Origin of the sequence: Rahnella ecdela (assembly GCF_019049625.1) — a bacterium.
Classification (GTDB): domain Bacteria; phylum Pseudomonadota; class Gammaproteobacteria; order Enterobacterales; family Enterobacteriaceae; genus Rahnella; species Rahnella ecdela.
The window spans coordinates 1-11,810 of record NZ_JAFMOY010000125.1; the positions used below are offsets into that span (position 1 = coordinate 1).

The 11,810-nt window shown below is 54.0% G+C and carries 12 protein-coding genes and 2 tRNA genes; 8 read left to right on the forward strand and 6 right to left on the reverse strand.

Annotation, left to right across the window (positions count from 1 at the left end; translation table 11 throughout):
• Nucleotides 1-85 precede the first annotated feature (85 nt).
• The 3 genes from J1784_RS11655 to J1784_RS11665 form a co-directional block, all read right to left on the reverse strand.
• Nucleotides 86-175: transfer RNA gene (locus tag J1784_RS11655), tRNA-Ser, on the reverse strand.
• A gap of 94 nt (nucleotides 176-269) precedes the next feature.
• Nucleotides 270-413 carry a hypothetical protein gene (locus J1784_RS11660; protein ID WP_217149351.1) on the reverse strand — a complete coding sequence of 48 codons (144 nt, stop codon included), beginning with the start codon at nucleotides 411-413 and terminating at the stop codon, nucleotides 270-272.
• Nucleotides 371-460 (reverse strand) — tRNA-Ser (locus J1784_RS11665). Before J1784_RS11665 ends, J1784_RS11660 begins: the two co-directional genes overlap by 43 nt.
• A gap of 397 nt (nucleotides 461-857) precedes the next feature.
• On the opposite strand from J1784_RS11665, the gene J1784_RS11670 reads away from it, so the two are divergent.
• From J1784_RS11670 to J1784_RS11685, 4 genes are all read left to right on the forward strand, one after another.
• A complete protein-coding gene (locus J1784_RS11670; RefSeq protein WP_217149352.1) occupies nucleotides 858-2,339 on the forward strand; it encodes a peptide MFS transporter in 1,482 nt (493 codons plus the stop codon).
• 125 nt (nucleotides 2,340-2,464) lie between these two features.
• Nucleotides 2,465-3,406, forward strand: a complete 942-nt coding sequence (ghrA, locus tag J1784_RS11675) for a glyoxylate/hydroxypyruvate reductase GhrA (protein ID WP_217149353.1) — start codon at nucleotides 2,465-2,467, stop codon at nucleotides 3,404-3,406.
• Between the two features lie 67 nt (nucleotides 3,407-3,473).
• Nucleotides 3,474-4,214: a phosphatase gene (locus tag J1784_RS11680; protein ID WP_217149354.1), complete on the forward strand. Its 741-nt coding sequence runs from the start codon at nucleotides 3,474-3,476 to the stop codon at nucleotides 4,212-4,214.
• Between the two features lie 60 nt (nucleotides 4,215-4,274).
• A complete protein-coding gene (locus J1784_RS11685) occupies nucleotides 4,275-4,859 on the forward strand; it encodes a TorD/DmsD family molecular chaperone (protein ID WP_217149355.1) in 585 nt (194 codons plus the stop codon).
• Nucleotides 4,860-4,935: 76 nt separating this feature from the next.
• Here J1784_RS11685 and J1784_RS11690 read toward each other — a convergent pair whose 3' ends face one another.
• The 3 genes from J1784_RS11690 to mdtH form a co-directional block, all read right to left on the reverse strand.
• Entirely contained in the window at nucleotides 4,936-5,499 is a 564-nt protein-coding gene (locus J1784_RS11690; RefSeq protein ID WP_217149356.1) for a lipoprotein, read from the reverse strand.
• 151 nt (nucleotides 5,500-5,650) lie between these two features.
• The gene (gene grxB / locus J1784_RS11695; protein ID WP_217149357.1) at nucleotides 5,651-6,298 is read right to left on the reverse strand and encodes a glutaredoxin 2; all 648 of its coding nucleotides are present in this window, start codon (nucleotides 6,296-6,298) and stop codon (nucleotides 5,651-5,653) included.
• A gap of 166 nt (nucleotides 6,299-6,464) precedes the next feature.
• Nucleotides 6,465-7,670 (reverse strand): multidrug efflux MFS transporter MdtH, encoded by a 1,206-nt coding sequence (gene mdtH / locus J1784_RS11700; RefSeq protein ID WP_217149358.1) that lies wholly within the window; start codon nucleotides 7,668-7,670, stop codon nucleotides 6,465-6,467.
• Nucleotides 7,671-7,882: 212 nt separating this feature from the next.
• Here mdtH and rimJ point away from each other — a divergent pair, with 212 nt between their 5' ends.
• The 4 genes from rimJ (at nucleotide 7,883) to murJ (ending at nucleotide 11,798) form a co-directional block, all read left to right on the forward strand.
• The gene (gene rimJ, locus J1784_RS11705) at nucleotides 7,883-8,470 is read left to right on the forward strand and encodes a ribosomal protein S5-alanine N-acetyltransferase (protein ID WP_217149359.1); all 588 of its coding nucleotides are present in this window, start codon (nucleotides 7,883-7,885) and stop codon (nucleotides 8,468-8,470) included.
• A 10-nt stretch (nucleotides 8,471-8,480) separates the two neighbouring features.
• Nucleotides 8,481-9,134, forward strand: coding sequence for a YceH family protein (locus tag J1784_RS11710; RefSeq protein WP_217149360.1), 654 nt, complete (start codon nucleotides 8,481-8,483; stop codon nucleotides 9,132-9,134).
• Nucleotides 9,135-9,146: 12 nt separating this feature from the next.
• Nucleotides 9,147-10,058 carry a Gfo/Idh/MocA family protein gene (locus tag J1784_RS11715; protein ID WP_217149361.1) on the forward strand — a complete coding sequence of 304 codons (912 nt, stop codon included), beginning with the start codon at nucleotides 9,147-9,149 and terminating at the stop codon, nucleotides 10,056-10,058.
• A 204-nt stretch (nucleotides 10,059-10,262) separates the two neighbouring features.
• Nucleotides 10,263-11,798, forward strand: a complete 1,536-nt coding sequence (gene murJ, locus J1784_RS11720; protein WP_217149362.1) for a murein biosynthesis integral membrane protein MurJ — start codon at nucleotides 10,263-10,265, stop codon at nucleotides 11,796-11,798.
• Nucleotides 11,799-11,810: the final 12 nt, after the last annotated feature.

The window sequence follows — 11,810 nt, forward strand, 5'->3', positions numbered from 1 at the left end:
ACCCTCCCCTTCGCAGAGGAGGGGGATTAGTGGCGACACCAAAAGAAAAAGGTCCTGATTTTCATCAGGACCTTTTTCATTAATTTGGCGGTGAGAGAGGGGTTCGAACCCTCGATACGATTTCTCGTATACACACTTTCCAGGCGTGCTCCTTCAGCCACTCAGACACCTCACCGTGTTCGTTACAGCGCGAGCGTTGCAACGGGGCGCTACTATAGGGATGCGGTCACGAAGGGTCAAGAAAATTTTCGGCGTTTTGTGTCAGGCGTTCAGACTCTGGTCAGCGGGGATAATTGAACGGCTGCCGGCGTTTTAAAACGCCCAAAACAAAAAAGGTCCTGATTTTCATCAGAACCTTTTTTGTTTAATGTGGTGGAGAGAGAGGGGTTCGAACCCTCGATACGATTGCTCATATACACACTTTCCAGGCGTGCTCCTTCAGCCACTCAGACACCTCTCCAGTCGTCCGCCGCACCGCAGTGCTGCTGACCGGCGCTAATGTAGGGAAAAGTCGCCTCAGCGTCAACACTCTTTTTGCAAGTTCCGTACCGTTTAGCCAAACTTAGAGCAATCTGATGATTTAAAGAGCAAATAGTGCCGTAAGGATGAGCAGTGGCTATCTGGTTGCAGGGCGTGATTAAAATTACTTATCAAAATGAATAAGTAATTAGTGTTTCTGCATAGAAGCGCAATTAACCCGCAAACACTTTTTGTTACGGCGAAATAGCAAGATATGTTGTGGTAATCATCTGTGGTAGCGGTATAACAATGCACTCTTAAAAAATGCTTCGCATAAGAACTGTACAAGTCACCGATTGAAGCAGAGTTTGTTTATCAAATAAAGACAGGGGTTATTCTTGAGTCAGTCAAATAACGCGACCGCGTCGCAGCACCGGACGGCGATTCCTGCCGGCGCAGGCACACTATTCTTCGTTCAGACATTCGCAACGCTCGGCTTTGCGGTGCTGTATTCCACGCTGGTGCTTTACGCCACCAAAAAACTTGGCTTCAGTGAAGATAACGCCAACGCCATCATGGGCGTTTTCGGCGCGTTCAACTACGGGCTGCATATGTTCGGCGGCTATCTGGGCGGACGCTTTCTCAGCAACCGAAACCTGTTCGTGCTCGGCATGGTGTTGCAGGTGTTTGGCTGCGCACTGATTGCGATGGAAGGCATAACCGGTTTGTACTGGGGGCTGGCAATGTTCCTGACCGGCAGCGGACTGAATGTCACCTGCCTGAACATGATGCTGACACAACGCTTTGCGCCGGACGATGATCGTCGTGAATCGGCGTTCCTGTGGAATTACGCCGGGATGAACCTCGGCTTCTTTATTGGTTTCGCCGTCGCCGGTTATTTCCAGCTGAGTGAAAACTACCGCGCACTGTTCCTGTTCGCCACGCTGGGTAATGTCGCGGCGATTGTGGTGACACTTTCCCGCTGGTCAATTCTGGCCGATATCAGTACGCCGCTTAAAGAAGCCAGCCGCAGCCAGATGCTGCGCCGTATGGCCGTCGGTATTGCTATCCTGATTGTGCTGGTGCCGGTTATCCGCATGTTGCTCACACACGCTGAATTCAGCAGTTACTTCGTGGTGGCTCTGGGGATTGTGATTTTTGCGCTGATGACGCTGGTTACGTTCCGCCATCGTAACGCCGATGAGCGTCGCAGGATGAAAGCCTACCTGCTGCTGGCGCTGGGCTCGCTGGTGTTCTGGATGCTGTACCAGCTCGCACCCATGGGCCTGATGCTGTTCTCCGAAAATAACATCAACCTGAATGTGTACGGTATCCGTGTGGCGCCGCAGTGGATCCAGAACATTAATACCATTGTGATCGTGATCGGCGGTCCGCTGATGGCGTTGTGGTTTAACCGTCTGCGTCAGCGCGGCTGGAACATTGATATTCCTGCGCAGTTCTCCGCCTCCCTGTTCTGCATGGGGCTGGGTATGCTGGTTCTGCCGCTCGGTATCCATCTGGCGGGCGGCGACGGACTGGTGGCGTTCAAATGGATTGCCATCAGTTATCTGCTGCAAAGTATCGGTGAGCTGCTGATTTCCCCGATTGGATACGCGATGATCGGTAAACTGGCTCCGGCGCGTTATCAGGGCGTGATGATGGGCTGCTGGATGATGGTGACCGGCGTGGCGTCGGTGCTGGCAAGCTACATTTCCGGGCTGATGCCGCAAAATGCCGGCAGTACGCCGGTGCTGACCAATCCGGGATACAGTCAGGTGTTTAACGCGCTGGGCTGGGGGTCTGTTGCGACCGGTGTCGTCCTGCTCATTCTCATTCCGCTGCTGCGCCGGATGATCCGCCGCGAGCCTGCGATGGCCTGACATATTCACTGTTTCAGTCAGTCACTTCATAAGCCCCGTTCTGCGGGGCTAATTCTTTTTTACGCCTCAGGGTTGCATCCCGATGATATTCAGGGAAATCTGTCTGTTCACAGGAGGCTTCCCCGATGAACATTATTTTTTACCACCCTACATTTGATGCAAAGCCCTGGATTGACGGAATAACAAAAAGATTACCGCAGGCCAATATGCGCGTATGGAATGCCAATGATCATGAACCGGCGGATTACGCGCTGGTCTGGCGGCCGCCGTACGCCATGCTCGCGCCGCGCACGATGCTGAAAGGCATTTTCGCGCTCGGGGCGGGCGTCGATGCCATTCTCACGCAGGAACAACGTCAGCCGGGCACTTTGCCCGCTGGTGTGCCGTTGTTGCGGCTGGAAGATACCGGCATGGCTTTACAGATGCAGGAATATGCGCTGGCCAGCGTGCTGCGATATTTCCGCCGGATGGACGAATATCAGCTGTTCCAGCAACAGAAACACTGGCGGCCGCTGGCGCCGCATTCACGCAGTGAATTCACCATTGGTATTCTGGGTGCAGGCGTGCTCGGCAGCAGCGTGGCGCAGGCGCTGGTGGATATGCAGTTTACCGTGCGCAGCTGGAGTCGCAGTGCAAAGTCGCAGGAAGGCGTGCAGAGTTTCTATGGCGACGACCAGCTGGCGGCGTTCGCCAGCGGCTGCAAGGTGCTGATTAACCTGTTACCGAATACGCCGCACACCGCCGGGATCCTCAATCATCAACTGTTCACAAATCTTTCGCATAATGCGTATCTGATTAACCTTGGCCGTGGCGGACATCTGGTGGAAGGCGATTTACTGCGCGCGCTGGACAGCGGGCAGATTGCCGCTGCCGCGCTCGACGTTTTTGTCGAAGAGCCGCTGCCGGGCATGCACCCGTTCTGGTCGCACCCGCGCGTGAGCATTACGCCGCACGTCGCTGCTGATACGCTGCCGGAAGAAGCAATGGACAGCATTGCCGGCAATATTCAGGCGATAGAAGCGGGGCGGGAGCCGAAAGGGCGTGTCGATCTCGGTCGGGGTTACTGACGTTCATCTGCTAACATTATAAATGCTGCGGTTATTTTGCCGCAGCTGAATACATCAAGGAGACACCATGCCGTACCCGGTTGATTTACATATGCATACTGTTGCCAGCACGCACGCCTACAGCACGTTACATGATTACATTGATGAAGCAGCGGAAAAGGGCATTAAGCTGTTTGCTATCACCGATCATGGCCCTGATATGGCCGATGCGCCGCACTACTGGCACTTTATGAATATGCGGGTCTGGCCGCGTCTGGTGAACGGAATCGGCATCCTGCGCGGCATTGAATCGAACATCAAAAACATTAACGGTGACATCGACTGTACCGGCCCGATGCTCAAAGAAATCGACGTGATCATTGCCGGTTTCCACGAGCCGGTGATGCAGCCCGTTGATAAAGAAACCCATACTTCCGCAGTCATTGCGGCGATGGCGGGCGGTGAAGTGCACATTATTTCTCACCCCGGCAACCCGAAATACCCGATTGATATTCCGGCTGTGGCAGCGGCTGCCGCAAAATACAATGTGGCGCTGGAGCTGAATAACTCGTCGTTTATTCACTCCCGCGTGGGCAGCGAGCCTAATTGTCGTGCCATTGCGCTGGCGGTGAAAGAAGCCGGTGGCTGGCTGGCGCTGGGGTCAGATTCGCATATCGCCTATTCGCTCGGCGGCTTTGAACACTGCGAACGTATTCTGCGTGAAATTGATTTCCCGGAAGATCGTATTCTTAACGTCAGCCCGCGCCGTTTCCTCGATTTTCTCGAAGCACGGGGTCGCGCGCCCATTGCTGAATTAAGCGAACTATGACATTGTCGCGACCAAATTGCGGGTGATTAACCCTTTTCATTGTCTGATCAGGTTACTGTTATGAATGAATTTTCGATTGTCTGCCGCGTGCTGGGCACCTTGTTTTACCGTCAGCCGCAGGATCCGTTACTGGTTCCGCTGTTTGGTCTGATTCAGGACGGCAAACTGCGCGAACACTGGCCGCTGGAACAGGATGCATTGCTGGTCCGTTTGCAGGAGAGCGCTAACCCACAAGCGCTGGCTGCTGAATTTAACCGTCTGTTTGTCGGCTCAGAATGCGCAGTTTCGCCATTCCGCAGTGATTATGTTGATGGCGCAAACGAAATGGATGTGCGCACCTTCCTGCAACAGCGCGGAATGCCGTTGGGCGAAACGCCTGCCGATCATTTTGGCGCCATGTTGCTGGCGGCTTCCTGGCTGGAAGATCAGTCGCAGGAAGACGAAGTCGGCGCGCAAATCACGCTGTTCGATGAATTCCTGTTCCCCTGGTGCGGAAAATTCCTCGGTAAAGTCGAGGCCCATGCCACCAGCGGTTTCTACCGCACGCTGTCCGAAATCAGCCGCGAAGCTTTGCAGGCGATGCGCGACGAACTGGAAGAACAGCTGCCAGCGGATCTGGATGACGCTGAAGAAGACGACCAGTAATCCTGGGGGCAGAACGTAAAAAAGCCCGGCGGTGAGAAATCACGCCGGGCTTTTTCATTGTTATCTTTTACTTAAGTTAGTCGGTAAACGGAATGACCAGTTCGCCCGGTTTCACTTCTATGCCTTTCGCCAGTTTCTTAGCCATCGCCTCGCCTTTGCTGTGATCGCCATTGAGCACGTAAGCCGGACGCTGATTGAAATAGGTATTCAGTGAATTGTTCAGATAAGGCATCAGGCCTTTCATCACGTTATCCATTTTTTCCGGCTTGATGGTGTAATCCACCACCTGCATATCACGCAGGAAAATGGCACCTTTCTCACGGTCATAGGTCGGATGCGCTTTCAGGGTCAGGCGCATATCGGCTTTTTGCGGGCCGAACAATGAAGAGATATCGACATGCGCATCACCGGTCAGTGTCACGACACCCGGTTCTGCGCGTCCAATCTGGCTGCTGAGATTGGACAGAACCAGTTTTGCATCAACTAACCCCGGAACGCCGAGTTGCTTCTCGAAGTTGTTGTTTTTCTGCAGGTAATCGTTGACCTGTTGCTCGCTGATTGTGTATTGCGTCAGCTGGTTACAACCGGCCAGTAAACTGGCGCACATCAGTACTGCGGCACCCAGAAATCGCTTTGTCATTCTTCCCTCATTACGTAAATGCTATTTTGTCAGCATGACCGCTAAACGGACAGGCTCCAATCAGACAACGCTGATTAGCCTAAGTGCCGGAGGAAGGGAAGAAAAGGGAAAATTGCCGGAAGCGCACTTCCGGCAGATAACGCTGACGGGCTTAACTTGCCAGACGGGTGAAGAGATTGACCTGCGTTTGTTTGGCCATATTGTCGCGATAGGCCTGTACACGCGAAGGCCAGTCAATGCCTTGTACAATTGTCAGCGAACGCAGAAGCGGCCACAGATTAATATCATCTTCAGAAAGCTCGCCATTCACCGCATTCGGCTCAACGATAAGCTTGTCTAGCGCTCGTAAATCCTGACTGATTTTCTTCACCAGCCCTTCGGAATGTTGCAGATGTTCCGCAAAACTGCCGCTGGCGGCCTGTTTTTTATCGGAGAAATACTTACGCGCTTGCGGCGTGGAGAATTCTTCCAGCGGTGCGGCGGCAAAACGTGGCAGCAGCAGACGTCCGGTGTATTCAGAAACATGACGCAGCCAGGTGGCAATCGACGCATTCAGCGGACCGGTCAGCAGCGGCTTGCCGTCACTTTTATCAATGTAATGCACGATATCCATGCTCTCAGGCATGAAGCCGCCATCGGCTTTTTGCAGGATAGGCACCATCTTTTTGCCCACCATCGAAATTGGCGTCTTTTCGTCGTCATTGAGCAGTACTTTAATCTCAACCGGGATGTTCTTCAGACCGAAGATCATGCGTGCTTTCACGCAGAAAGGGCAATGTTCGTAAACGTAAAGTCTCATAGTTCGTGGCTCCTGTTATCGCCGGCGGTGACCTGTAGGGTGCATGAAAACTGCCGGATGTAGGTTCGGATTTTATCTAACTATAAGATTCAGTATGGGTAATTTAGGGGTGGAGATCAAACCGCGTTCGTGAGAACGCGGTCTGCATAAGAGGATTAAATTGAGATCAGCGGCCGCTGAGCATGGCCGGTTCGATGCGGCGCAGATTGAATTGCCAGTACAAACCGGTGAGGGTGATGAAGCCGACGACGGCGAGCAGAAACCAGGGTAACTGCGGCAGTTGCAAAGCACGGCCCGTGTCGTACATCCAGCCGCCGCCGGTGTAACCGATCACACCGCCGAGTGCCAGTCCGAGACGGCTGAAGCCCATATAACTGCCGCGTGCGCGGGAATCCGCCAGGGATGCGCTGAGGGTTTCGCGCGCCGGTTCGGCAATGATTGAGCCGATATAGAAGAAGCCGATCAACAGTAATAGCGGATTTATCGAGGTGACCAGTCCGACCGGTAACAGGCTGAGGGTCATGATCAGCAACCCAAACATCAGGCGCTGTTCAAGGCGGAAGCGTTTTTCGCTCCAGCGGGCAATCGGATAGAGAAACGTCAGTGACAGCACGGCTTCGATGGCGTACATCCATTTCACTGCAGACGGACTGCCCGCGACATCATTAACGGCAATAGGCAGCATCAGCATGACCTGTACGGTCAGCATGTAATAACCGGTGAGTGTCAGAACATAAGCCAGAAAACGGCGGTCGCGCAGCACCCGCATCATGCCTTCGCGCATCGGCGTTCGCATAGTGGAAATACGGTAAGCGGGTAACAGCCAGGCGTTGGAGGCTGCGGCCAGACAAAAAATAGCGGCACCAGCCCAGCAGACATAGTGAAAATCATATTGCAGCAGCCAGCTGCCAATCAGCGCGCCAATCACGGCACCGGCGCTGTCCTGCATCATCATCAGGGAGAAAAAGCGGCTGCGCTCATGCGGACGGGTCAGTTTGATCACCAGCGCAGTGCGCGGCGGATCAAATAACGTGCCGCCAAGGCCGGAGAGGATACACGAGCAGACTAATATCCAGGGTTCATCCGCCATCGCCATCGTGGCGAATCCTGCCGCACGTAATAACATGCCGGTGATGATCATCGGTTTCGCGCCGAACCGGTCAGCAATCGCTCCGCCAAAAATGCCTAATCCCTGTTGCGTAAGCTGACGAACGCCAAGTGCCAGACCGACGGCCATCGCCGCCCAGCCGAGCTGATCGACAAATCGGATCGAGATCAACGGAAAAACCACGAAAAAGCCTAAAATAACCAGCGCGTTGTCTAATAACAGAAAATACTTACCCAAGCTCCGAGCTTGTGATACCAGAGACATGCTTCACCATGAGCGATTATTTGTATCCTGTCCGGCAGATACAGAAAGGAGAAAAGACGCTTCCAGTCTGAACCGGAAACAGGCATTTAGATAGGGCGCTATTGATAATATTTTTTTATCGTCAAGCCGCGTTCTGACTGGCAGAATTAGCGATGATCTGTCGTTTCCTATAAATTCTATTTATCGACCCATGCGGGATGTGGAGGGAAGGGATGTTTGGCTACAAATCTGCCGTGCCAAAGGTGCGGCTTACCACTGACCGGATGGTTCTGCGCCTGGTTCATGACCGTGATGCGCACCGGCTGGCTGAATACTACGCCGAGAATCGTGCGTTTCTGAAACCCTGGGAGCCGGTCAGGGATGAAAGCCATTGTTATCCCTCCGGATGGCAGGCGCGTCTCGGCCTGATTACCGAGATGCAAAAACAGGGCAGCGCGTATTATTTTATTTTGCTCGACCCCGATGAAAACCGGGTGATGGGCGTGGCGAATTTCAGCAACGTGCTGCGTGGCTCTTTCCACGCCTGTTTCCTGGGGTATTCGCTCGGTCAGGAATGGCAGGGCAAAGGCCTGATGCTGGAAGCGTTACAAACGCTAATCCGCTATATGCAACGTCAGCAAAAAATGCACCGCATCATGGCCAATTACATGCCGCACAATAAACGCAGTGGTCAGTTGCTGGAGCGTCTCGGATTTGAGCGCGAAGGCTACGCGAAAGACTATTTGCTGATCGACGGCAAATGGCAGGACCACGTACTGACGGCGTTAACCTGGCAAGAATGGACACCCCCGTCCCGATAAGGAGAGCAGTATGAAACACGAACTCAGCGCCCGGGAGGCCCGTGTCGTGGGCTGTATGCTTGAAAAGCAGCTCACCACGCCAGAACAATATCCGATGACCCTCAACGGCCTGACCACGGCCTGCAATCAGAAAACTAACCGCGAGCCGGTGATGGAACTGAGCGAAAGCGAGGTGCAGCAGACGCTGGATTTACTGCTGCGCAAACACATCATCCGCACCCTCAGCGGTTCGCGCACCATGAAGTATGAGCACCGCTTCTGTAATTCTGAATTCGGCAATCTCAAATTTTCCCCGCAGGAAGTTGCCGTAGTCACCACGTTGTTGCTGCGCGGCGCACAGACGCCGGGTGAATTGCGCACGCGCACCAACCGTCTTCATGATTTCACAGACGTTGCCGAAGTAGAACAAACGCTGACCGGACTGGGGAATCGTGAAGACGGCCCGTTCTGCGTGCGTCTGGCCCGCGAGCCGGGCAAACGTGAAAGCCGCTATATGCATCTGTTCAGCGGTGAAGTCAGCAATGTAGCCAGTGCCGCTGAAGAACCTTTGTTCAGCGCCGCCCCCGAAAGTGCCGGTCTGGCAGCGCGAGTGGAAACGCTGGAAGCGGAAGTTGCGGAACTGAAGCAGCGTCTGGAAAATCTTTTGCAGCATCTGGCCGATTAAAAGGAGCAGGTTGTGAGTAAATTACGTATTGGTGTTATCGGGCTGGGCGGAATTGCGCAAAAGGCATACCTGCCGGTGCTGAGTCATGCTGAAAAGTGGACGCTGGTGGGCGGATTTTCCCCGAATCAGCAAAAAGCGCAGGCAGTTTGTGACAGTTACCGTATGCCCTGTTTTTCACGTATCGATGAACTGGCGGGGCAGTGTGATGCCGTTTTCGTTCACAGCAGCACCGCCAGCCATTTCGAAGTGGTCGGGCATTTGCTGGCGCAGGGCGTGCATGTGTATGTCGATAAACCGCTGGCAGCAGAGCTCGGTCAGGCCGAACAACTGGTAGAACAGGCACACAAGGCGGGTAAAGCGCTGATGGTCGGGTTCAACCGTCGCTTCGCTCCGCTCTATCGCCAGCTTAAAGGGAATATGCAGGATGCGGCATCGTTGCGCATGGATAAACACCGGACAAACAGTGTCGGGCCAAACGACCTGCGTTTCACTTTGCTGGACGATTATCTGCACGTGGTCGATACCGCGCTGTGGCTGGCGGGCGGCAATGCCACCCTGGAAAGCGGTCTGGTGCAGATTAACGAAGCAGACCAGATGCTCTACGGCGAACACCATTTCCTGTGTGGCGAAACGCTGGTAACGACGTCGATGCATCGGCGTGCGGGAACGTCACGCGAGAGCATTCTGGCTGTCACCGATGGCGGAGTTTATCAGCTGGATAATATGCAAATCTGGCGCGAAGAGCAGCAGGATATTCTGACGCAACTGCCGGTGCCGGGCTGGCAAAGCACGCTGGCGCAGCGCGGATTCGTGGGTGCCATTGAACACTTTGTCGATTGTGTGAGTAACCAGACCGCGCCGGAAACCAGCGGTGAGCAGGCGATTTATGCGCAGGCAATGATCGAGAGAATTCTGAATTCTTAGACTGAGTTCTTAGGGAAAGCCGCGCGGAATGGTGCGGTTAACAATCTATAACAACATATAACAACTGCCGGTGGCTATTGCATGGCGGATGCGTAGACTAAGCGCATCTTTGAGCCATGCCGGTTCATCTCTCACGCCTGCTGATGCAGGCGTGGTTGTTTAACTGACTCATTTATCAGCTAACCGGTAAACAAGAAAAGTGACATGAATCTACTTAAATCTTTGGCAGCCGTCAGTTCCATGACGATGTTTTCACGTGTATTAGGTTTTGCCCGCGATGCCATTGTGGCCCGCGTATTTGGCGCCGGAATGGTCACCGACGCCTTTTTTGTGGCGTTTAAACTTCCCAATCTGCTGCGCCGTATTTTTGCTGAAGGCGCATTTTCTCAGGCATTCGTACCGATTCTGGCTGAGTACAAAACACAGCAGGGGGAGGAAGCCACCCGAACCTTTATTGCTTACGTTTCAGGGTTACTGACGCTGGTTCTGGCGATTGTGACCGTACTCGGTATGATTGCCGCGCCGTGGGTGATTTATATTACTGCGCCGGGCTTTGTCGATTCACCGGATAAATTCGCGCTTACCAGTTCGCTGCTGCGTATCACTTTTCCGTATATCTTGCTGATTTCACTGGCATCCCTGGTCGGGGCAATTCTCAACACCTGGAACCGTTTCTCGATACCGGCATTTGCACCGACTTTCCTGAATGTCAGCATGATCGGTTTTGCGTTGTTTGCTGCGCCATATTTCCACCCGCCGGTGCTGGCACTGGCCTGGGCGGTGGTCGCCGGTGGTGTGCTGCAACTCGGCTATCAGTTACCACATCTGAAGAAAATCGGGATGCTGGTGCTGCCGCGCCTGAATCTGAAAGATGCCGGTGTGTGGCGTGTGATGCGCCAGATGGGACCGGCTATTCTCGGCGTTTCCGTCAGCCAGATTTCACTGATCATCAACACGATTTTCGCGTCGTTTCTGGTCTCCGGTTCTGTTTCGTGGATGTATTACGCGGATCGTCTGATGGAATTTCCTTCCGGCGTGCTGGGCGTGGCGCTGGGAACCATCCTGCTGCCGTCTCTGGCGCGCAGTTTCTCCAGCGGTAATCACGGCGAATATAACCGTCTGATGGACTGGGGGCTGCGTCTGTGTTTCCTGCTGGCGCTGCCAAGCTCTGTTGCGCTGGGGATTCTGGCGAAACCCCTGACGGTCGCATTGTTCCAGTACGGTAAATTCAGCGCGTTCGATGCCTCGATGACACAACGTGCGCTGGTCGCTTATTCCGTCGGGCTGATGGGACTTATCGTCGTGAAAGTGTTGGCGCCGGGCTTCTATTCCCGTCAGGACATCAAAACGCCGGTGAAAATTGCCATCATCACACTGCTGATGACACAGGTGATGAACCTGGCCTTTATCGGGCCGCTGAAACACGCGGGACTTTCCCTGTCGATTGGCCTGGCGGCTTGTCTGAATGCTTCGCTGCTATACTGGCAGCTGCGCAAGCAGGATATTTTCCAGCCGCAGCCGGGTTGGAGAACATTCCTGATAAAACTGTTTGTGGCGGTGATTGCGATGTCCGCAGCTCTGCTTGGCATGATGTACGTGATGCCAGCGTGGGATGTCGGCGGAATGGCATATCGTCTGGCGCGTCTGGCTGCGGTCGTCGCCGTGGGCGTGGTGGCGTACTTTGCGGTGCTCGGCCTGCTGGGATTCCGGGTGAAGGAATTTGCCCGCCGGTTAGACTAATTGATTTGAATG